At 60.2% G+C, this 20,628-nt stretch carries 25 protein-coding genes; 15 read left to right on the top strand and 10 right to left on the bottom strand.

What is annotated here, in order from left to right:
- The first annotated feature begins 20 nt into the window (after positions 1–20).
- Both NCN06_RS03050 and NCN06_RS03045 read left to right on the top strand, forming a co-directional pair.
- Positions 21–740, top strand: coding sequence for a GUN4 domain-containing protein (locus tag NCN06_RS03050; protein ID WP_226397735.1), 720 nt, complete (start codon positions 21–23; stop codon positions 738–740).
- Positions 741–793: 53 nt separating this feature from the next.
- On the top strand, positions 794–1,231 hold the full coding sequence (locus NCN06_RS03045; protein ID WP_250398645.1) for an ATP-binding protein: 438 nt from the start codon (positions 794–796) through the stop codon (positions 1,229–1,231).
- On the opposite strand, the gene NCN06_RS03040 is transcribed toward NCN06_RS03045, so the two are convergent.
- The gene (locus NCN06_RS03040) at positions 1,191–1,445 is read right to left on the bottom strand and encodes a DUF6439 family protein (protein WP_226397733.1); all 255 of its coding nucleotides are present in this window, start codon (positions 1,443–1,445) and stop codon (positions 1,191–1,193) included. The two genes, NCN06_RS03045 and NCN06_RS03040, sit on opposite strands and share 41 nt — an antisense overlap.
- Before the next feature lie 49 nt (positions 1,446–1,494).
- On the opposite strand from NCN06_RS03040, the gene NCN06_RS03035 reads away from it, so the two are divergent.
- Complete coding sequence (locus NCN06_RS03035; RefSeq protein WP_226397732.1) at positions 1,495–1,764, top strand: hypothetical protein; 270 nt, start codon at positions 1,495–1,497, stop codon at positions 1,762–1,764.
- A 29-nt stretch (positions 1,765–1,793) separates the two neighbouring features.
- Here NCN06_RS03035 and NCN06_RS03030 read toward each other — a convergent pair whose 3' ends face one another.
- The 3 genes from NCN06_RS03030 to glnA all read right to left on the bottom strand — a co-directional run bounded on the left by NCN06_RS03030 (position 1,794) and on the right by glnA (position 4,773).
- Positions 1,794–2,084: a copper-binding protein gene (locus NCN06_RS03030; RefSeq protein WP_226397731.1), complete on the bottom strand. Its 291-nt coding sequence runs from the start codon at positions 2,082–2,084 to the stop codon at positions 1,794–1,796.
- A 77-nt stretch (positions 2,085–2,161) separates the two neighbouring features.
- Positions 2,162–3,235 carry a class I SAM-dependent methyltransferase gene (locus tag NCN06_RS03025; RefSeq protein WP_226397776.1) on the bottom strand — a complete coding sequence of 358 codons (1,074 nt, stop codon included), beginning with the start codon at positions 3,233–3,235 and terminating at the stop codon, positions 2,162–2,164.
- A gap of 116 nt (positions 3,236–3,351) precedes the next feature.
- Positions 3,352–4,773 carry a type I glutamate--ammonia ligase gene (gene glnA, locus NCN06_RS03020; protein WP_006849711.1) on the bottom strand — a complete coding sequence of 474 codons (1,422 nt, stop codon included), beginning with the start codon at positions 4,771–4,773 and terminating at the stop codon, positions 3,352–3,354.
- Between the two features lie 206 nt (positions 4,774–4,979).
- On the opposite strand from glnA, the gene NCN06_RS03015 reads away from it, so the two are divergent.
- Together NCN06_RS03015 and NCN06_RS03010 are read left to right on the top strand one after the other, a co-directional pair.
- Entirely contained in the window at positions 4,980–5,504 is a 525-nt protein-coding gene (locus NCN06_RS03015; protein WP_115023308.1) for an allophycocyanin subunit beta, read from the top strand.
- A gap of 96 nt (positions 5,505–5,600) precedes the next feature.
- Complete coding sequence (locus NCN06_RS03010; RefSeq protein ID WP_226397730.1) at positions 5,601–6,797, top strand: pyridoxal-phosphate-dependent aminotransferase family protein; 1,197 nt, start codon at positions 5,601–5,603, stop codon at positions 6,795–6,797.
- Here the strand turns inward: NCN06_RS03010 and NCN06_RS03005 are convergent.
- Positions 6,769–7,272: a nucleoside deaminase gene (locus NCN06_RS03005; protein WP_226397775.1), complete on the bottom strand. Its 504-nt coding sequence runs from the start codon at positions 7,270–7,272 to the stop codon at positions 6,769–6,771. The two genes, NCN06_RS03010 and NCN06_RS03005, sit on opposite strands and share 29 nt — an antisense overlap.
- A 40-nt stretch (positions 7,273–7,312) precedes the next feature.
- On the opposite strand from NCN06_RS03005, the gene NCN06_RS03000 reads away from it, so the two are divergent.
- Positions 7,313–8,716, top strand: coding sequence for a pyridoxal phosphate-dependent decarboxylase family protein (locus NCN06_RS03000; protein WP_226397729.1), 1,404 nt, complete (start codon positions 7,313–7,315; stop codon positions 8,714–8,716).
- A gap of 128 nt (positions 8,717–8,844) precedes the next feature.
- On the opposite strand, the gene NCN06_RS02995 is transcribed toward NCN06_RS03000, so the two are convergent.
- Genes NCN06_RS02995 through NCN06_RS02985 form a run of 3 tightly spaced genes read right to left on the bottom strand, consistent with a single transcriptional unit; the run spans position 8,845 to position 11,511 of the window.
- Positions 8,845–10,434: a YcjF family protein gene (locus NCN06_RS02995; protein WP_226397728.1), complete on the bottom strand. Its 1,590-nt coding sequence runs from the start codon at positions 10,432–10,434 to the stop codon at positions 8,845–8,847.
- A gap of 34 nt (positions 10,435–10,468) precedes the next feature.
- Positions 10,469–10,945 (bottom strand): signal peptidase II, encoded by a 477-nt coding sequence (gene lspA / locus NCN06_RS02990; RefSeq protein ID WP_226397727.1) that lies wholly within the window; start codon positions 10,943–10,945, stop codon positions 10,469–10,471.
- The gene (locus NCN06_RS02985; protein WP_115093777.1) at positions 10,942–11,511 is read right to left on the bottom strand and encodes a biotin transporter BioY; all 570 of its coding nucleotides are present in this window, start codon (positions 11,509–11,511) and stop codon (positions 10,942–10,944) included. The genes lspA and NCN06_RS02985 overlap by 4 nt, the downstream gene beginning before the upstream one ends.
- 56 nt (positions 11,512–11,567) lie before the next feature.
- Between NCN06_RS02985 and NCN06_RS02980 the strand changes: the two genes are divergently transcribed.
- Positions 11,568–11,795 (top strand): NAD(P)H dehydrogenase assembly family protein, encoded by a 228-nt coding sequence (locus NCN06_RS02980; protein ID WP_166018254.1) that lies wholly within the window; start codon positions 11,568–11,570, stop codon positions 11,793–11,795.
- On the opposite strand, the gene NCN06_RS02975 is transcribed toward NCN06_RS02980, so the two are convergent.
- Both NCN06_RS02975 and NCN06_RS02970 read right to left on the bottom strand, forming a co-directional pair.
- Entirely contained in the window at positions 11,792–13,048 is a 1,257-nt protein-coding gene (locus tag NCN06_RS02975) for a M16 family metallopeptidase (protein ID WP_226397726.1), read from the bottom strand. The genes NCN06_RS02980 and NCN06_RS02975 overlap by 4 nt on opposite strands.
- Positions 13,045–14,328, bottom strand: a complete 1,284-nt coding sequence (locus NCN06_RS02970; RefSeq protein ID WP_226397725.1) for a M16 family metallopeptidase — start codon at positions 14,326–14,328, stop codon at positions 13,045–13,047. Before NCN06_RS02970 ends, NCN06_RS02975 begins: the two co-directional genes overlap by 4 nt.
- An 18-nt stretch (positions 14,329–14,346) precedes the next feature.
- Here NCN06_RS02970 and NCN06_RS02965 point away from each other — a divergent pair, with 18 nt between their 5' ends.
- The 8 genes from NCN06_RS02965 to tsf all read left to right on the top strand — a co-directional run bounded on the left by NCN06_RS02965 (position 14,347) and on the right by tsf (position 20,626).
- Entirely contained in the window at positions 14,347–15,090 is a 744-nt protein-coding gene (locus NCN06_RS02965) for a phycocyanobilin:ferredoxin oxidoreductase (RefSeq protein WP_250398644.1), read from the top strand.
- Positions 15,090–15,986, top strand: a complete 897-nt coding sequence (locus tag NCN06_RS02960; protein ID WP_250398643.1) for an HlyD family efflux transporter periplasmic adaptor subunit — start codon at positions 15,090–15,092, stop codon at positions 15,984–15,986. Before NCN06_RS02965 ends, NCN06_RS02960 begins: the two co-directional genes overlap by 1 nt.
- Entirely contained in the window at positions 15,983–17,152 is a 1,170-nt protein-coding gene (gene devC / locus NCN06_RS02955; RefSeq protein ID WP_226397722.1) for an ABC transporter permease DevC, read from the top strand. The genes NCN06_RS02960 and devC overlap by 4 nt, the downstream gene beginning before the upstream one ends.
- A complete protein-coding gene (locus NCN06_RS02950; protein WP_250398642.1) occupies positions 17,152–17,832 on the top strand; it encodes a DevA family ABC transporter ATP-binding protein in 681 nt (226 codons plus the stop codon). Before devC ends, NCN06_RS02950 begins: the two co-directional genes overlap by 1 nt.
- A 33-nt stretch (positions 17,833–17,865) precedes the next feature.
- On the top strand, positions 17,866–18,021 hold the full coding sequence (locus NCN06_RS02945) for an Asl3888 family RNA-binding protein (protein WP_006850288.1): 156 nt from the start codon (positions 17,866–17,868) through the stop codon (positions 18,019–18,021).
- An 87-nt stretch (positions 18,022–18,108) separates the two neighbouring features.
- Positions 18,109–19,041: a glycosyltransferase family 2 protein gene (locus NCN06_RS02940; RefSeq protein WP_166018269.1), complete on the top strand. Its 933-nt coding sequence runs from the start codon at positions 18,109–18,111 to the stop codon at positions 19,039–19,041.
- 130 nt (positions 19,042–19,171) lie between these two features.
- Positions 19,172–19,888 carry a 30S ribosomal protein S2 gene (gene rpsB / locus NCN06_RS02935; protein WP_115023287.1) on the top strand — a complete coding sequence of 239 codons (717 nt, stop codon included), beginning with the start codon at positions 19,172–19,174 and terminating at the stop codon, positions 19,886–19,888.
- A gap of 78 nt (positions 19,889–19,966) precedes the next feature.
- Positions 19,967–20,626, top strand: coding sequence for a translation elongation factor Ts (tsf, locus tag NCN06_RS02930; protein WP_166018271.1), 660 nt, complete (start codon positions 19,967–19,969; stop codon positions 20,624–20,626).
- Positions 20,627–20,628 lie beyond the last annotated feature (2 nt).

The following is a 20,628-nucleotide window of genomic DNA, read 5'->3' as shown; positions in this document are numbered from 1 at the left end:
GTTGGGGCCGGTTGCGACTCATGCTCTCCGGTTCCACACCCGCCACCAAACTCAGCGTTGACCAGCTGCTGGATCGTTTCGCGAAGGGAACACCTCGCCAACGACGCCCTCTGATCAAGCAGGTCGAAGCACGATCTGAGGACCTTGCTGCCGTCGGGCCAGATCTTCTTTCTGGCTTCGATCCTGCCGGTGATGACTGGGCTGCAGGCTGGATTCTGCAGGTCCTGCAGCGCCACCAGCCTGAGTCCATTGCCGCTCTGATCAAATCCCCAGATGCCGGCTGGCTGGCAGCGGAATCGGCAGTTGGCCTGAATTACGGCCCGTTGCAGCAGGAGCTGCTCAACCAAAACTTTGAGGAAGCGGATCGCATCACTAGCCAGTGTCTGCGCGATTTGGCCGGGGATGCTGCTGTGAAGCGGGGCTACGTCTACTTCACTGAAGTGGCTCCGATGTCGGGCATTGATCTGGTCAGTCTCGATAGGCTCTGGACGGTTTATTCCCAAGGCCGCTTTGGCTTTACGGTCCAGTCCCAGCTACTGGACGCCCTCGATGGCCGTTACGAACGCCTGTGGCCCCGCATTGGCTGGAAACGCGATGGGGTATGGACCCGGTATCCCGGTGCATTCACTTGGTCGATTGAGGCTCCCGAGGGCCACATGCCGTTGATCAATCAGCTGAGGGGGGTTCGTTTGATGGATTCAGTTCTGAATCATCCAGCGCTTGTGGCCCGCAGATCCTGACGGGGAGATCTAACAACGGTAAGTTCAAAAGACCGACGTCAACGTGCTCCACTGTGCCGTCCAAGAGGTTTCGCTGGGCTGAGTTCACACTGCCGTCCACGTTGCAGCTGGCCCCTCTGCTGGAGCTGCTCACCGAGCCGGTGGGCTGTGTGTTCACCAGTCAGCGCATCGAGTTGGGTTTACATGAGGCTCTGGTGAATGCCGTCCGCCACGGCAATGATGAAAATCCAGCCAAGATGCTTCGCGTTCGTCGGATCCTGACGCCCAACTGGTTGGTCTGGCAGGTTCAGGATGAAGGCTGCGGCTTGCCGCAGCAGTCCCGCAGAGCGACCCTGCCGACGGCGCTAGATGCTGCCAGTGGCCGCGGGCTGTTCCTCATTCATCAATGTTTCGACGATGTCCGCTGGAGTCGGAGGGGAAACCGACTGCAACTGGCCTGCCGGCGCCCGGTCAGTGATGGGGACAGCCCGGATCCTTCAGTTCTCCCTTAATCCAGCCAAGCGCTTGCTGGGTTAGTTGCTCGACATCCGTGTGGTCTCCCTGGCGGAGTAATTGCACCAACGCTGCCGCCAACAACTCGGCACCACGACGCTTGCGGTTGCTTTTCAGTTGATGCCAGTCGCGATCGCTAATGCGGAGCAGCTGATGGAGCTCCTCTGCCTTTCCTTTGGCGGAGTCGGGCCATGGGGCGGGGGGCGGTGTCATCCCTTGATCAGTAGATCGCTCTAGTTTCGGAGCACGTGGGTTCAATGCCTTGGAAGAGCGCAAAGGCAAACGAGGTCGCAGTGAACTGCGTTGGTTGCACCATGGTTCACGCTTGCTGCTGCAAGGGCAAAGGCAGTCCCATATTGGGTCGGGTGTTGCCGCTCGACGCTGGATCCAGCGCCGCAAACTTGCCACAAACCTGATCAGCCAGCCGCTTGCAGGGTGGGATGTACCAACGGAATCGGGTCAGCGTTTCTGGAAGGCACTCCGCTTTGCTGGAGCGGGCTTCACTCTGGCCTGGCTGCTGGCCCAGCTCTAAACCGATCAGGCCACCCGTTGGCGATGGGCCTATGCAACCACCACCAGAGAATTGGATGCGGGAGCTTCATCCTCGATGGAAGGGACCCCCGAAGGTTGTGGCATGTGCTGACCGCGAAGCCATGCATTGTGCAGGGCCCGCCGCCGGCGATCCTCAGAGAGAACAAGACGATCTGCCGCGGCTTGGGGGCTCTCCCCAGGCAGCAACGCTGTGCGCAGGCATATGCCGAAACCAAGGGCTTCGACTTGCACGTGACCTTCCATCAGCACGACCTGAAACGTCCAGCCCTGAAGCCAACGCAGCCGGAAGGGATTGGTCATGAAGTTCCCTTCGTAATCGCATTTACCCTATGGCTCGCAGACGTTCGTGCAAGGGACGCTGTCAGGGAATCCGCTTATCAGGTCTCTTCATTGGTGGGTTTGCGTGCTGACCAGACCCGTGTCATGAAGTGGGATTCAGCTGTGATTCCCTCGAAGCCTGCAGCTGTTAGGCGTTTGTCGATGTCATCACCGATGTAATCCCGGTAGTAAGGCTCATGGAAGACACGCCGGAAGTTCTCCATCACTGCGGCAAATTTGGCTGAATCTGCCATCTGCACAGAGTCGGCAAGAACGAAAACACCGCCTGGCTCGAGCACCCTCCAAGCCTCGTTGATAACGTTTTGGCGGGCTTCTGCTGGCAGTTCATGCAGCAGGAACACACAGGTCACGGCTTGAACCGAGCCATCCGCCAAGGGGAGTGATTCCCCATTGGCACGGATCAGCTGAACCAGCGAGGCGTCCCCGGCATTCAACCAGCGATTGGCCTGACGGAGGTACGACTCGGAGAGATCGGTCCCGATGAGTTGCGCGTGAGGAACAGCAGCTCGGATTTGGTGCAGCGTCCGACCGGTGCCGGTGGCCACATCAAGGATCTTCAGGGAGCCCGGAGCCCGGTCAGCGAAATGCTTTAAGCCGCGTTTGAGCGGAGCCAGGACCCGTCGACGCATGGCATCGGCTGTGCCGTTGAAAAGGATCTCAACCTGTAAGTCGTAGAGACCGGCGGAGTGATCACTCAGATATCCATCGGTTTGATGATGAAAATTTTGAAGGTAGTAGTCGGGGTAAAGCGCTGTTTCGGTGTCCCGTGGCAGATCGCGAACGTTGCGCTCACGGCGTCGATCCCAGGTGGAGGGGAGATCCATCCACACCTGTGGATAACGGCTGACCCAGTCGAGCCAGGGCGCATCGAAGAGCAGTTGCTCCGGATAGATCCCCCATTGAGCCTCCTGCCAATCCTGTTCCTGGAGCTTGTTCATATCCAGGCGCAGTTCTCCGAGCACCTCGGCGGGTACTGCTTCGGTTTTGGGAACGGCATCGGGAGCCACCCATTCCATCAGCTTGGTGCTCAGCTCTTTGTGAGCCAGGCCCGCGATGCTTTTGCCTTGCTGAAGCGTTTGGTACGCAAGCTTGCTCAGGGGCGTTGACGCCATCGCGGATTCAGACAACGGCCCTATTCCAGCGGATGTGACGCGCAACCGCGTGCCAAGCAGTCCACAAAAAAAACCCGCCTCCTGCGAGGCGGGTCGTGGGTCTCAACGAGTGCTGATCAGGCGTCGTAGTACATGGTGAATTCGTGGGGGTGAGGACGCTGACGCAGCTGCTGAACCTCTTCGTATTTGAGGTCAATCCAGTTGTCGATGAAGTCGTCGCTGAACACTCCGCCAGCGGTGAGAAAGCCACGATCGGCATTCAGAGCTTCCAAGGCACCATTGAGGGAAGCCGGGACCGTTGCGATCTTCGAAAGCTCTTCAGCAGGAAGTTCGAACAAATCGCGATCTTCGCCGTCGCCGGGATCGATCTGGTTCTTGATGCCATCCAGGCCAGCCATCATCATGGCGCTGAAGGCCAGATATGGATTGGCTAGGGCATCACCGGAACGGAATTCGAGGCGCTTGGCTTTGGGGCTTGGGCCGGTGAGAGGAATTCTCACAGCGGCGGAACGGTTGCCCTCCGAGTACACCAGGTTCACTGGAGCTTCGAAGCCGGGCACCAGACGCTTGTAGCTGTTGGTGGTGGGGTTGGTGAAGGCCAGGAAGGCCGGAGCGTGCTTGAGGATGCCGCCGATGTACCAGCGGGCGGTCTGCGACAGGTTCGCGTAGGTGCCTTCGCCGAAGAACAGTGGCTGACCACCTTTCCAGAGGCTCTGGTGCACATGCATGCCTGTGCCGTTGTCGTTGAACACCGGCTTGGGCATGAAGGTGGCTGTCTTGCCGTACTTCTTGGCCACGTTGCGCACGACGTACTTGTACGTCATGACGTTGTCGGCTGCCTGGATGAGCTCAGCGAATTTCATGCCGAGCTCGTGCTGGCCTGCGCCGGCAACTTCGTGGTGGTGCTTCTCGGTGGGGATACCCAGTTGCCCCATCAGCAGAAGCATCTCGGAGCGGATGTCCTGGGCTGTGTCGTTCGGAGCAACGGGAAAGTACCCCTCTTTCACCTGAATTTTGTAGGCGAGGTTGCCGCCTTCCTCGATGCGACCCGTGTTCCAACCCGCCTCGATCGTGTCGACGCTGTAGAAGGAGCCACCTTCGGCCGAGTTGTAGCGGACGTCGTCGAAGAGGAAGAATTCAGGCTCAGGACCGAAGAAGGCCATGTCGGCCAGTCCTGTGCTGGCGAGGTGATTCAAAGCACGCTGGGCCAGGGCGCGGGGACAGCGCTCATAGGGCTGACCGGTGCGCGGCTCCTGAATCGAGCAGATCATGCTCAGGGTTTTGTGCCGATAAAACGGATCAACCCAGGCCGTGTTGGCGTCGGGAACCATGGCCATGTCGGAGGCTTGGATGCCCTTCCATCCACGGATGGAGGAACCGTCAAAGGCCAGGCCCTCAGTGAAGGATTCTTCCTCCAGCAGATCGGTACAGACCGTTAGGTGCTGCCACTTGCCGTGCAGATCGGTGAATTTGAGGTCGATCAGTTCGATGCCTTCGTCCTTGATCTGGCGCAGGACGTCCTGGGGGGATTTCGACATAAGAAAGGACTGCTCGACTGAATTGTGCAGTGGTGTGACCGTATAGAGCCACAAGTCACCATTTTGTATCAAGAGGTACGTTCCAGCTGCCTGGAGTCAACTGCGTAACCGTTTCTGTCAACTTGGCCGAAATGCAGGCCTGCCAAAGGATTTGCCCGCTTCAACGGTGTTAGCGTCCGCGGGGGATCCTCTGGAGATTCAGGTAAATGCGCGATGCAATCAGCGGTCTGATCGGTCGCTACGACCAACTGGGTCGTTATTTCGATCGTCCAGCGATCGACAGCATCAATGCGTATTTGGATGAATCCACGCTGCGGATTCAGGCTGTTGAGCTGATCAACGGTTCCGCCGCCGAAATTGTGCGTGAGGCCAGCCAGCGGCTGTTCCGGGATGAGCCCGACCTGCTCCTTCCTGGCGGAAACGCCTACACGACCCGTCGGCTCGCTGCCTGTCTGCGGGACATGGATTACTTCCTGCGCTACGCCAGCTATGCCCTGGTTGCCGGCGACAGCACGATTCTCAATGAGCGTGTTCTCAACGGGCTGGACGACACCTACAAGAGCCTTGGTGTTCCTACGGGCCCCACTGTTCGCAGCATTGTTTTGCTCGGGGAAGTCGTGGCCGAGATGCTTTTGGCGAACGGTGCGGCATCCGAGCAGCTCGCCACTGTTCTGCAGCCGTTCGATCACCTGGCCAAAGGCCTTGCTGAAACCAATGTGCGCCAACGTTGAACGCAAAAGTTCAGCGCAAGATTTGAACAGATTGCAATCGTGCAGCTCTCATCTCTTCTGAGGGGCATGACTGCGTAGGCTCATCACCACGAACCAATGATCAGGGCTTTGGCGACGACCAACTCTCTTCTTCCTGTTGACGAACGTCATCGCAAAGCTTTTGCACCGATCAGCACTCCAGATCGACTGCTGCTGGGACCAGGCCCCTCGAACGCGCACCCGACGGTTCTGAAGGCGCTGTCGCGAACTCCCATCGGTCACCTTGATCCCCTTTACGTCGAGCTGATGGGTGAGGTGCAGGAACTTCTGCGCTACGCCTGGCAGACGGACAACCGCCTCACGCTTCCGATGAGTGGTACTGGGAGTGCCGCCATGGAGGCAACCCTGGCCAACACCGTGGAACCTGGAGACACCGTTCTTATTGCGGTGAAGGGATATTTCGGCCTCCGTCTGGCAGATATGGCTGGGCGTTACCGCGCTGATGTCAAAACCATTGAGAAGCCCTGGGGAGAGTGGTTTTCTCTCGATGAACTCGAAGCGGCCCTGATCGAGCACAAGCCCGCGATCCTGGCGATGGTTCATGCCGAAACCTCCACCGGTGTCTGCCAACCCATGGACGGCATTGGCGACCTCTGCCGCAAGCACGACTGCTTGCTGCTGCTCGATACCGTCACGTCCTTGGGGGGAGTTCCGCTTTATATCGATGAGTGGAAGGTTGATCTCGCTTACAGCTGCAGCCAGAAGGGATTGAGCTGCCCTCCGGGCCTTGGACCCTTCACGATGGGCCCTCGCGCCGAGGCCAAGATGTCAGCCCGTCAGGGCAAGGTTCCCAATTGGTATCTCGATGTGTCCCTGCTTAATCAGTACTGGGGCAGTGATCGTGTCTACCACCACACGGCGCCGGTCAATATGAATTTCGGCATGCGCGAAGCCTTACGTCTGTTGGCCGAGGAAGGTCTAGATCAGGCCTGGGCTCGACACCGCAGCAATGCGGAATTGCTCTGGAGCGGCCTCGAAAGTCTCGGGCTTTCTATGCATGTTCCGGCCGACCGTCGACTGCCGACGCTCACCACTGTTCGCATCCCTGAAGGTGTGGATGGAAAGGCCTTCAGTCAGCATCTGCTGAACAACCACGGCATCGAGGTGGGCGGTGGTCTCGGCACGCTTGCTGGAAAAATCTGGCGAATCGGGCTGATGGGATACAACTCCAACCCAGAAAATGTGAACCGTCTCCTCAACCTGTTTGAGACAGAGCTACCCCGCTTCAGCGGTTCTGAAGCCGCCGCTGCCTGAACCAGCGCTCCAGCTGCCCTCTCGCCTCAGCCTCGCGCACACCGCGCACCACCTCCATGTGATGGTGCGCACTGGCATGGGTGGAGAGGTCAAGGCTTCCCCCCAAACCACCGCGTTTAGGGTCCGATGCGGCATACACCACTGCTCCCATTCGGGCCTGCACCAAGGCTCCCGCACACATGGGGCAGGGCTCGAGGGTCACGATCAAGGTGCAGTCGTTGAATCTCCAATCGCCCTGCACCACCGCTGCCTGCCTTAACGCCACCAGTTCGGCATGCCCAAGGGGGTCCATATGGTTCTGGCGTCTGTTGCGTCCATGTCCGATGGCCTTCCCGTTTCCATCCAGGATCACCGCGGCAACTGGTACCTCTCCTTCCGCGCCAGTGGCCTCGGCCCGCTGGAGCAGAACGTCCATCCAGCGAGTCAAGTCATCCCGCTGATCCACCGCCGTTACACGCTGTCCTTTGAGCACCATCCCACGAGACGCGAAGATCACTGAAGTTCACGGGTCTCCGTTGCAAGCCTGTTCCGAGTCTCAGCACCAATCGGATCGGCTCGCTCCGTTCGCCATCCCCTCGGCTGCAGACCCGGTACTGAATGACTTCTTGCACCGCAGTTCAGATCTGCTCTGCCGTTGGATCGGCTCGGCTGAACGAACGGGCCCGGTGCCCTTGATGCGCCCTTTGCCTGAGGTGGCTCCCGGGCTGGAAGGAGCTGGTGTCGAATCACTCCTGAGTGATCTGCAGCAAGTGATGGATGGGGCCTACCAGCCGTCTCATCCCGGTGCCTTGGCTCATCTTGATCCGCCCCCTCTCACCGCCTCCATTGCGGCGGAGATGGTTTGCGCGGGTTTGAACAACAATCTCCTGGCAGAGGAACTCTCTCCTGGGCTGACTGGCCTGGAACATGATCTCTGCCGCTGGTTCTGCCACAGGATTGGCTTGCCGGAAGGATCCGGAGGCGTTCTGGCGAGTGGTGGAACCCTGAGCAATCTCATGGCACTGGTCTCGGCTCGGGCCGCTTTGGGCTCGATGCAGCGGGATCCCGTGCTCCTTTGCAGCCAAGACGCCCACGTCTCGATCAACAAGGCGGCAAGGGTGATGGGTTTGTCGGAGGATGCACTCCAGATGCTTCCGGTGGCCCCCGACGGCGGCCTCTGTCTTGACGCTTTGGGCGAGCGTTTGACAACACTGCAAGCCCAGGGCCGCCCTTGTCTGGCGGTGGTGGCCACCGCTGGGACAACCGTGCGTGGTGCCATTGATCCCCTCTCGGATCTGGCAGCACTCTGTCGTGATGCAGGGGTGTGGTTGCATGTGGATGCAGCCATCGGCGGTGTGTTCGCCCTGAGCACCAGCCACGCATCTCTGATGCGCGGCATGGAGTTGGCGGATTCGATCACTCTGAATCCTCAGAAACTGCTTGGCATCACCAAAGCTTCATCGCTGCTGTTGCTGAGGGATCGCACCCACCTCCGCCAGGCCTTTTCAACAGGATTGCCCTACATGCAGGCGCCCAATGGGGTGGATCACGGTGGGGAGATCGGCTTGCAGGGAACCCGGCCCGCGGAGATCCTCAAGCTCTGGCTTGGCCTGCGTCAGCTGGGTGAGGCTGGGATTGAAGCGACCCTCAGCGGTGCCTTGCAACGGCGAAAGGCCTTTGCCTCCATGTTGGATCCCAACAAGCTGACGCTGTTGTCGGGTGACCTTCACCTTCTGGCGTTCCAGGCCAGGGAGGGGGGAATTGACGCTGCCGCTTGTTGGAGTGAAGAGACCCGCCAGATGCTTCTCTCTCACGGCTACATGCTCTCGAGACCCTTCTATGGCGACCGTTTCTGTCTTAAAGCGGTCTTGGGTAACCCGCACACCACAGCTCAGCATCTCAGCGACTTGTCCGATCGGCTGAATGCATCGCTGGCCTGAAGCCTGATCGTCCACAATCGCCCTCGTTTGAGGGGGTCCCATGCCGGAACAGAAGCAGGGTTCACGCTGGGTTGCGATCGTCACCGGTGCGATTTCAGTGGCGATTGGTGTGATCTATCTGCTGCTGATCACGGTGCTGGATGCCCGGGGGCCGATGCTCCCCCCTCCTGCTGAGGCTCTGGCCGGGGCGGAAGGCGCCCCGCTGCCGACTGCTGAAGCGGTTCCACCACTTGCCGCATTGCACTGGCCAGAAAGCGCTGCAGCGAGAGTTCCCGCCGATTGAGTTCAAAGGCCTGTTGCACGACGGTCTGCATCCCGCCGTCGCCCCAGTCTTGGTCTTGTTCGAAGTAACGGATGAAGCTGCTGCCGGCAATTCGGGTGAGCCATGCGGTGACCACCCCCTGGAGCACCTGACCAAGAATCAGGGTGGGCAAACTCAGGCTGAGGCTGGTGCCCAGCAAGGACATGGCCCCTTTGACGATGCCCAACTTGCCCAGGGTTTGACCTAGGGACATGGCCAAGTCTTTGGCACGATCCCGGGACATCTCAACCCCGTAGATCTTCGCCATTTCAAGAATCATCTGGGCATTCACTGCTGCGGTACTCAACAGATCCACTCCTGGCAGTGGATTGGCAGCGACGATCCCAGCGCCCATCCAGCTGTAACGGTCGATGCAGCGTTTGGCTTCCCGGGAGCGCTGGTCGTTCAACAGGTCACGACCGCGGCTGTCGAGGGACCGACACTGGAGAAGGATGTTGTCGGCAATCAATTCCTCACCCTCGGCATGAAGCACGCCGGCGAGGCGTTGCAGCAGATCGCTGACGTCAGGCATCGGCTGTAGGGGCCGACGACCGGGTTGAGGAATCGATTGAGGAGATGCACTGCAGGCCACCACATCGGCAGTGTTGAGATGTCCCTGGCAACGGGATCGAAGCACCTGCAGGAGCCGTTTTTCCTCATCCACACCTCGTAAATCCCGCTTGTTCAGCACCAAGAGCAGCCGCTTGCCGAGGCCAGCAAGGGATTGCACAACGGCGAATTCCGAGGCTCGGAGATCACCGTCCACCACCACAATCAACAGGTCGGCGCGTACCGCCCGACGACGGGCCGTCTCCTCGCGGCTGAGGCCTTGCTCTCCCGCTTCAAGGATCCCTGGGGTGTCGACAAGTTGCAGACCACGCTCTAACCCTTTCAAACGCAATCGGTAGGCACGGCTGGTTTTTGTGACGCCCATGGGGGCACCCACATCGCCGACCATTTCATTGAGCAGCGCACGGATGAGCGATGTCTTGCCGCTGGATCCGGTGCCGAACACAACAACCACCAGATCCCCTCGCTTCAGTTCGTCTGCGACGCGATCGCGTTCGTTTTGCAGACTCCGGCGGCTGATGTCGTCCTGGATGCGTTCGATCAAGCGATCGACATGGCCCAGGCTTGTGTTTGCGGCGTCCCGGCGGTTCTGAGGAGCGGCGGCTGGCTGCCGCGGATGTTGAGGGGGGCGTGACTTCCAGCGTTTCCACATGGGCCAGCCCACCTGCATCACAACAGCCACCACCAGCACAAGACCCAGCAGCAGAACCGGCGTAAGCAGCCAGGGAGGCAGGAAGTAACTCAGATCCCACAGCAGGCTGCGGATGGTTTGAACGGCTACACCGATCACCACAAGTGCCACAAAGGCAACTGCAAGACCGATGAGCAACCTGGTTTGAGGTTTCATGCCTGCGTCACACCAGCCTCAGGGCAAGTTTGGGTCAGCCACGGCTGGTGTCACCACGACGGGTCCAGAGATCGATGCCGAAGCAGAGCACAGCGAGATTGATGGCGACATCGGCTCCGTTGAAGATCGGGAAGTCGATCGGTTCGAGTGCCAGAAAATCGACCACGTAACCCAGGCGCCAGCGATCGAGCCCGTTGCCCAGGGTGCCGCCAAGAAGCGCTGCTGAAGCAAGTGCTTGCCAAAACGGCAGGACCCGTTGTCGCCAGATCCAGAGAATCAGCCCGATGCCGACCCCCAAGCTGAGAAGTCCAAGGAGGGCAGTTGATCCCCGCAGCACGCTGAAGGCGGCTCCAGTGTTGTGCACCAACTGCAGGGAGATCAGGTGCGGTAGCAGGGGAAGGGTGTGGCCATCCTGCAAAACGCTGGAGGCCACACCCTTGCTGACCTGGTCCACCACAACGATGACAAGAGCAATGAGCAGGGTGGATTGACGCGGCAGGGTTCTGTTCATGACTCAATGATCAACAGCCGACGTAACACAACCGAGAGCAGTCCTGCACCGATGCAGAGCAGCATCTGTGCAGGCAATGGGCCGATGGAAAACTGCATCAGGAGCTCGAGAAATCCAAGCGTCCATCGACCCAAAATGGCCCCGATGGCGAGATTGAGGAGACCGCAGATCTGAAGAACCAGGAGCCCTGCAAGGGCGGACAGCGACTGTCTGGGCAGGTCGTTCATGCCGTCCTGCTGCGCCAGGCGACCGGTGAGCCAGGCCGCCGGAACAAAACCCGCCAGATAGCCGAAACCTGGTTCCAGCACGTAGCTCAGCCCGCCACCGCCATGGAACACCGGCAGGCTGAACAGTCCCAGGGTCAGATACCCAACGGCGGCCATCACACCGGCGCGCGGGCCGCTCACCATGGCGCAGAGGAGGAGGGCTGGCACCTGCCAGGTCACGGGCAGGGGCAGAACAATTGGTTCCGGCACAGGCAGATACATCGCTGCCGGTACAAGACCACCAATGAGGATGGCCAGCAGACCCGCCAGGGCACCACACCAGGAGGCGAGAGCCCTCACATCAATCCGTCAACTCGGCCCATCCTGCTCGACAATGCAGATCCTGCCCAGTTCAGATGACGGTATCGATTGGTGATCGCCTGCTCCTGAAGCAGCAGCTTCCTTTCCTGAAATCCGCTGATCCGATGCCGATGTTGCGTCCCCCGGATCTGGTGGCGGCCGGTGAAGTGGGTGAGGTGGTTGCGCTCCATCCGATGGACACGGTGGCCGTCCGCTTCCGTCGGGGCACGTTCCTGATTGCGCTCGACCGGCTGGATCCCGTGGATGCCGCTAAGGCGGACTAACCAGCAACACGGCGCTGCCAGCGTCGTGCGAGCTGCTCCAGTGCTCCGGAGGTTCCGCACAGGCTGAGCCGTGGTTCACCGAGCCAGCGCGCTGCTGCATCGCGAACATCAGACGGTGTCAGTTGGGAAAGGGCATCAACACATCTCTGGTCATGATCTTCGGGGAGGCCCTGCGCCTTCAGCTGAACGCGCCGCTCAGCCCTTTGGGAGCAGGTCTGCAGTCCTTGGGCGAGCTGGCCGATGTACTTCGCTCTTGCGAGCTCAAGCTCTGCCTCGCTGAGGGGTTGCTCGCGCAACTCATCCCAGATCGTCAGCAGCAAGTCCAGGGCGAGGTTGGCTCGTTCCTCCACGCTTGACGCCATCAGCACAAAGGGTGCGGGGCCGGCCAAGGCAGGGAAGTGGGCTGCCACGTCGTAGGCCACGCCATGGTCTTCACGCAGGCGCTGGAACAGCACGCTCGACATTCCAACCCCTAGATGGCACTGCAACAGCCGTAAGGCCAGCTCATCCGGTTGGCCATGCCCCAACGTTGCCTGACCCAGCATCAGCACCACTTGTTCGGTGTCCATCGGTTCAAGGTGGATTGTTGCGGTGCCTACTCCTTCGGCGTAGGGGAGTCGGCTGGCGGAATCCTTGGCTCTGCCCTTGGGCCAGTTGCGGAAGTCCTCAAGCGAATGGAGTTGATCGACAAGATTTTGCGGGACGCTGCCCGCAAGGGCGAGAACACTGGAGGCCTCTGGCAGCCGTTCGGCGAGGGGAAGCAGCACCTTCCGATCCAGGTCGATTAGCTCCTCGGTGATGCCCATAGGGTCATGGCCATAACCACCGCTGCCGTAGGTCAGTTGCCTCCAGCCGGTCGTGGCGCAATGGAAGGGGTCCTCCCTTTGCCGCTGTAGGGCCTGAATCGTGAGCGAACGTTCTAGGGCCACCTGATCGGGCTCAAGGTGGGGGGCTCGCACCATTTGCGCCAGTAGGGGCAAAAGATGCTCGGCATCTTCCACCGTGCAGCGCAGGCTCAGGATGAGGGCGTCTTCCTGGGCATCACAGCGCAGACCGGCGCCGCATCCCTCCACCAGGTCAGCCAGCTCAAGGTTGTTGTGATTTCCGCAGCCTCGGCTGAGCAGGGACGCCAGCAGGTCATGGGCTCCCCGAGCCCCAGCAGGGTCCTCTGCGCTGCCGAAAGGGAGCAGCAGTTTTGCGGCCAATATCCCCGGGGTTGCGACCGGTTCGACCAGAAGTTCGGGGTTGCTCATGCGTGCTCCGACTTGGCTTGGGCCGTCAGGACGAAGGCCTGTTCGGGTTGAAGCCTGGGAAACAGCTCCGAGCGCAGCCGCTCCGCTGTCCACGTTGGGAGGAAGGCAAGGGGGTGCAGCAGGTCCTGCTGACGGTTCCAGAGGGTCTGACTGGCACAGAGTCCTGAGACCTGACCCGTCGATTCCAACGCGTATCGGAGCCCATTGCTCACCAGCTGTTGACCCCGCTTCAGTTCCTGATCGGTGACAAGCTCGCGCGCCATGGTGCGCAACTCACGGTTGACCTCCTCTTCAACAGCGTCCAGATGCTCATCTGGGCAGATCACTTCCAGGGTGATCAGGCTCCCCTGCTCCAGAACCGAGAGGTCCATCGACACACTTTCAACGACCTGAAGCTCCTCTCTCAGGCGGTTGACGAGACGACTGCGTCGTCCCTCCCCCAGCAATGTCGTAGCGAGATCCGCCGCCATCACGCCGCCCTGATCCTGGGCCTTGGGGGCTTCCCAGAGCATCAGCAGGCGAGCTGATTCCAGGCGATCCACTGCGACGCTCTGGCGTCCGGGGTGCACGCTCAGAGGGGCTGACCGGGCTGAGGGGCCAGGGGCATTTCGGAGTCCGGCCAGAGCCGAGGAGCCAATAGCGGAGCGCAGCTCAGTGGATGCGGGGCCGGCCACCGCCAGGCAGCAGTTGGAACCGCGGTACTGCCGTTTGTGAAACGCCTCCATAGCGCCGGGGGTCATGGCCTCCAGACTGCGGGGGGTTCCAAGAATGGGGCGGCCATATGGGTGTTGGTCACAGCCTTTGCTGAGCAGCAGTTGCAGCACCTGCTCATTCGGCTGATCGGCGTATTGCGCGATCTCCTCCAGAACCACCCCCCGTTCTGTACTGAACCCGCCTGGATCGAGGCTCGGCTGCAGAACAAGTTCCAGCAGCAGATCCAACGCTTCGCGGGCCCGATCCGGTGGTGTCAGCACGTGAAAGTGGACGTCGTCAAACCCCGTGGCTGCATTGCTGCTGCCACCCAGGGCCTCGATCGCCTCATCGAAGGCCCCTGCGGCTAGCCGCTCACTTCCTTTAAAAACCATGTGCTCAAGGAAATGGGCCATTCCCTCTTCCCCTGGATGCTCACTGGCACTGCCTGCGCGGCACCAAAGATCGAGACAGGTCAAGGGTGCATCCGGCATGTCTGCCGTCACGCAGCGCACTCCGTTGGGGAGAGTCCAATGGTCCAGTGATGGGCCGGAGAACGGAATGTTCAGAACTGCGTGGCAAAGTTCCATTCTGTGCCTGCTTCTTCGATGCAGCCCAAGCCGCTGGCGCAACCGCCAGGACAGCATCCTCTTGTGCACGCCTTGGCAGCGTCGATTCGCAGTGCCTGGCAAGGATTACCTGGATTGGAGATCTTTCCCTGTGATGATGATTTGCGCTTCATCAAGGGGAAGCTCGATGGCGAAGGGCTGACGATCGGGAATGAACTCTTTCGCTGTGTCGGCCTTCGCAAATTGCATCTGGAGGTCGCGCGGCTCGGGAACGGTCTTCAAATCCTCCACAGCGTTTGGTTCCCGGATCCCTGCTACGACCTGCCGATTTTCGGGGCTGACATCGTGGCCGGCCCGGCTGGCATCTCCGCCGCGATCGTCGATCTTTCTCCCACCTCAGGTGCCCTACCGGATCAGTTGCTGAATCGTCTCCAGGCCAAGCCCTGGCCTGCGTTTCGGCAGGTCCGGGACCTACCGGCGTGGGGATCAGCCATCTTCTCCAGCAAGGTCTGCTTCATTCGCCCGGATGGTGTGGAAGAGGAGACGGCCTTTCATGACCTGGTGAGCCACTACCTGCAGGTGATGGCAACAAGCGTGATCGAAGCGACTCCCGAACCGTCGACATCTCTCACTACAGTTCGCCGATATGAGGGCCAGCTGAACTATTGCCTTCAGCAGAAACGCAACGACAAGACCCGACGCGTTCTCGAGAAGGCCTTCGATTCGGCTTGGGCCGATCGCTACATCGATTTGCTGCTCTTCGACAATCCACCCGAACCGTGATGAGTCCCAAGCGCTGGTCTGTTGTGGCTGGAAGTTTGGTCATCGCTGCAGTGGGGGGCTGGTTGCTTCGACCAACGCCGGCCCCAACACCTGTTGCCCCGCCTGCTGAACGATCGGTTCGTCCGCAAGCCGTTGCTGCTTTGGGGCAACTTGAGCCTGCGGGGGACATTCGCAATTTGGCGGCTCCCAATGCGGGAATGGCGGGGACCCCTAGGGTTGCCTCACTTCAGGTGAACGAGGGAGATGCGATCAAGCGAGGCCAAGTTTTGGCGGCGTTTGATCACCGTGATGGCCTCCTGGCAGACCTTGAGCGTGTTGACGCTGAGCTGAGAAGCCTGGACCAGGAGATCCGTCTTCAGGCCATTGAGGTTGAGCGTTTCACGCAAGCCGCGGACTGGGGAGCTGCTGAATTGTCTTTGGTGGACAACAAGCGGGAGGAGCTGGTGCGCCTCCAGGGTCAGCGGGATCAGGCCCTGGCTGAACGCAAGGGGTTCATGGCCGATCTCGAGCTGAGCCAGCTGATTTCTCCCATTGATGGTGTCGTGCTCAAGTTGCACGCCCGTGAAGGCGAGCGCCCTGGCGTGGAGGGAGTGATGGACGTGGGGGCCAACCAGGCGATGCAGGCCAGCATCGAGGTTTACGAATCCGATATCGCTCGGATTAGCCCCGACCAGTCCGTTCGCCTGACCAGTGAGAACGGTGGCTTCCGCGGTGAACTTGTCGGGCGCGTGCTGCGCATCAGCCCGCAGGTGGAACAACGGTCTGTTCTCTCCACCGATCCCACCGGCGATGCCGACGCCCGCGTTGTGGTCGTTGATGTGGTGCTCAACCCTGAAGATGCAGCCAAAGTCAGCCGTTTGGCTGGCTTGAAGGTGATTGCCCGCTTCGATCCATGAACCGGTTCTGGCGGGGGCGTCGGATTCCCCTCTCCTGGCTGTTGTTGACGCGCCAGCCCGTTCGCTTGCTGGTGGCACTTGCCGGCATCAGTTTTGCGGGAATTCTGATGTTCATGCAGCTCGGATTCCGTGATGGCCTCTTTGACGCCAGCGTCACGGCGCACCGGCTGTTCGATGCCGATGTCGTTCTGATCAGTCCCCGCTCCGCCAGCTCCGTGAGCATGGAGGCCTTTCCCAGGCGGCGGCTGGTTCAGACCCTGGCTGATCCCGATGTCGAGGGGGTGACCCCGGTGCACTGGGGGCTGATGCTCTGGCGCAACCCCGAAACGCGGCGCAACCGGTCGATCCTGGCCTTGGGCTTCAATCCCGATGACCCCTTCTTCGTCGACCCCTCCCTGGCTGAGAAAACTGACGCTCTCAAGCAGAAAGGACGGATCCTGTTTGATCAGCTGTCACGCCCCGAATTCGGACCCATTGCCGATTGGTATCGCGATGGCCGGGTGGTGGAAACTGAAATCGCTGGCAACCGCGTCCGGGTGGCAGGTCTGGTGAGCCTGGGCACCAGCTTCGGTGCCGACGGCAATCTGCTTACGAGCACCGAGACGTTTCTCGATCTGATGCCTCAGAAGCCGCCTGGGGCGATCGAAGTGGGTCTGGTGCGGTTGAAGCCAGGAGCGGATCCTGAGCAGGTGGTGTCCCGATTAAGCCAGCGGCTGCCCAAGGATGTTTTGGTGTTAACCAAGCAGGGCTTCATCGACTTCGAGCAGAACTACTGGAAGAGCAGCACCTCCATTGGTTTCATCTTCACCCTCGGCGCTGCCATGGGGTTCGTTGTGGGCTGCGTGATCGTCTACCAGGTGCTGTACACCGATGTGAGTGATCACCTGCCTGAGTACGCCACCTTGATGGCGATGGGTTATCGCCTCAGTCATTTGTTGGGAGTGGTGGTCCGTGAGGGCTTCTATCTGGCGGTGATGGGGTACGTCCCCGCCTACATGGCCGGTCAGGGTCTGTACTGGTTCGTTCGTGACGCCACCAAGCTGCCCGTCGGCATGGATCTCTCGCGGGCGCTCACCGTTTTGGTGATGATCCTGGTGATGTGCATGTTGTCGTCGTTCCTGGCCATGCGTCGTCTCATTGATGCAGATCCTGCGGAGATCTTCTGATGCCCGCTGTTCTTGTCGACAACCTCTCCCATGCCTTCGGTCAAGGGGAGATGCGCCGCGAGGTTCTTCAGAACATCAGCTTCAGCATCGAGCCGGGCGAAGTGGTTTTGCTGACCGGACCCTCCGGCTGTGGCAAGACAACGCTGCTCACCTTGATCGGCGCCTTGCGGACGGTTCAGCAGGGCCAGGTGTCTGTGCTTGGGCACTCCCTGGATGGAGCCGGCCGTCGTCGTCGCCAGCAGGTGCGCCGACGCATTGGAATGATTTTTCAGGGGCACAACCTCCTGCGCTGCCTCACGGCTGAACAGAATGTGCAGATGGGAGCTGATCTTCTGCCTGATCTCAGTTACAGGGCCCGTCGGGATGAGGCCCGTCAGTGGCTCCGCTCCGTAGGCCTTGAGGACCACATGGCCAAAGTCCCCCATGACTTGTCTGGAGGACAAAAGCAACGGGTCGCCATTGCCCGTGCCCTTGCGGCTAATCCCAGGCTGCTCCTGGCGGACGAGCCCACAGCCGCCCTTGACAGCCGCACCGGCAGGGAGGTGGTGGAGCTGCTGCGCCGACTTGCGCGCGAACAGTCCTGTGCGGTGCTGATGGTGACCCATGATCCACGCATCGTTGATGTCGCCGATCGCGTGCTCCAGATGGAGGATGGGCGTCTGCTGAATACTGTTGAGTAGACTCAACGTTGATTCAAGAGCCCGCAGTTCCGCATGGCCAAGCGCAGAAACCTGAAGAAAGAGAAGCAGGAGCGGAACCGCGCCTACGCCCGCAAGTTCAAGAAGCGCAAGATGCGGAACGATGGCCGTGGTGAAGGCGCTGGCAATGGCGTGACCGGAACCGCCAACAATGGTGGCGCGGCGGACTGATCTGCCAAGCAATGTTCAGAAAAAAGGGGCCTTCGGGCCCCTTTTTTGTTGTTCGTAGGGTGGGTTCCTTCTGCATCGGCTGTCGCGATGTTCGTCAGCGTCGTTATTCCGACCTACAACCGACGCCCGATTCTCGAGAAATGCCTCTCGGCACTGGAAGATCAGCAGCTCGACGGTGCTCTGGATGATTACGAGGTTGTCGTGGTCGACGACGGCTCCACCGATGGAACGCCGTCGTGGCTGCGGCACCAGTCGGATCGTTTCCCCCATGTGCGTCTGATTGAGCAGGAGCATGGTGGTCCTGCGGAAGGGCGAAACCGGGGCGTCGATCATGCCCGTGGTGACGTCATTGTTTTTATCGACAGTGACCTGGTGGTCACAGAGACCTTTCTGGCGACCCACGCACTAGCCCTGAGGCAGTGCTGGCAGAAACGGGGTGATCGCCTTTGTTTCACCTATGGCGCTGTGATCAACACGGCCAACTTCGAGGCGCCCCGCTCCGAACGTCACAAGTTGAGGGACTTGTCTTGGGCCTATTTCGCTACGGGGAACGTGGCCATCGATCGGGCGGTGTTGGAGCGCTCAGGCCTGTTCGACACAGGTTTCCGCCTCTACGGCTGGGAGGATCTGGAACTTGGTGAGCGCCTGCGGCGGATGGGGGTTGAGTTGGTGAAGTGTCCTGCCGCTGTCGGCTATCACTGGCACCCTGCTCTGAGCCTCGATCAAATCCCCCGCCTTGTGGAAGTGGAGGGAGAACGGGCCCGCATGGGGCTGGTGTTCTTCCGCAAACATCCAACCCGGCGGGTGCGCCTGATCATCCAGTTCACCTGGTTCCATCGGATCCTCTGGGAGCTTCTGACTTTCGGGGGGCTGATTAATCCGTCCAGCCTTCGCCCCCTGCTCCGCTGGTTAATTCGTCATGGCTACCCGGGGACTGCAATGGAGCTGCTTCGTCTGCCTCTGAATCGCATCGGTGTGCGTGCCCTGTTCCGCGAAGCCAAAGCAGCTGGACTGCGTTGATCAACGTTTTGATACCTTCTATAGGTCCTTTCACTCCGCACACCTGCCCGTTTCGGGTGCACCGTGACACCAGCATCTGCTGGTTGTTCAGGTCCCTGGCAGGTGGAGGCGAACCCGAAACCCACAAACCATGGCTGTCGTCACCCTCGCCGAGATGATGGAGGCTGGTGCCCACTTTGGGCACCAGACCCGTCGTTGGAACCCCAAGATGTCGCGCTACATCTATTGCGCGCGCAATGGTGTTCACATCATTGATCTTGTGCAGACCGCTGTCTGCATGAACAACGCCTACAAGTGGACCCGTTCCGCTGCTCGCAGCGGCAAGCGCTTCCTTTTTGTTGGCACCAAGAAGCAAGCTTCTGAAGTGGTTGCTCTCGAAGCTGCCCGCTGCGGAGCCTCCTATGTGAACCAGCGCTGGTTGGGCGGAATGCTCACCAACTGGACCACGATGAAGGCCCGGATCGACCGTCTCAAGGATTTGGAGCGGATGGAATCCAGTGGCGCCATTGCCATGCGCCCCAAGAAAGAGGGTGCGGTGCTTCGTCGCGAACTTGAGCGTCTCCAGAAGTACCTGGGCGGTCTGAAGAACATGCGCCGTCTCCCCGACGTCGTGGTTCTGGTGGACCAACGCCGTGAGTCCAATGCGGTGCTTGAAGCCCGCAAGCTCGACATTCCCCTGGTGTCAATGCTCGACACCAACTGCGATCCGGACCTCTGCGAGGTTCCGATTCCCTGCAACGACGACGCTGTCCGTTCCGTTCAGCTTGTCCTGGGTCGTTTGGCCGACGCGATCAATGAAGGTCGCCACGGTTCCAACGATCAGCGTGGCGGCGACGCCGACGCCTGATCACTCTTTCCCTTCTCGACCTCGCCGTTCTCCGTCAACGGAGAACGGCGCATCCACCCTTTTCTTCCCTTCCGACCGATGGCTGCCGTATCCGCCAAGCTTGTCAAAGAACTCCGCGACAAGACCGGCGCGGGAATGATGGACTGCAAAAAGGCCCTGGCCGCAACGGATGGGGACACCAATAAAGCCGTTGAATGGCTTCGCCAGAAAGGCATCGCCAGCGCTGAAAAGAAATCAGGACGCACCGCTGCCGAGGGTGCGATCGGCAGTTACATCCACACCGGCGCCCGGGTGGGTGTGTTGATCGAAGTCAACTGCGAAACCGACTTCGTGGCTCGTGGCGACATGTTCCAGGAACTTCTTCGGGATGTGTCAATGCAAGTTGCGGCATGCCCCAACGTGGAATACGTCACCACCGACGAGATCCCCGACGAGATCCGTGAGCGCGAGAAGGCGATTGAGATGGGCCGAGACGACCTCGACGGAAAGCCTGAACAGATGAAGGAAAAGATCGTTGAAGGTCGGATTGGCAAGCGCCTCAAGGAACTCGCTCTGATGGAGCAACCCTTCATCAAAGACAGCTCAATCACCGTTGCTGATCTCGTCAAGCAGGCTGCCGGCAAGATCGGCGAGAACGTGAAGGTTCGTCGCTTCACCCGCTACACCCTTGGTGAGGGCATCGAGGTGGCGGAGAACGATTTCGCCGCTGAAGTGGCGTCCATGCAGAGCGCCGGCTGATT

Origin of the sequence: Synechococcus sp. MU1648 (assembly GCF_023630615.1) — a bacterium.
In the GTDB taxonomy this organism is placed as follows: Bacteria; Cyanobacteriota; Cyanobacteriia; order PCC-6307; family Cyanobiaceae; genus Parasynechococcus.
The sequence above is the reverse complement of the archived record's forward strand: the minus strand, read 5'-3'. Positions and strand labels throughout refer to the sequence as shown.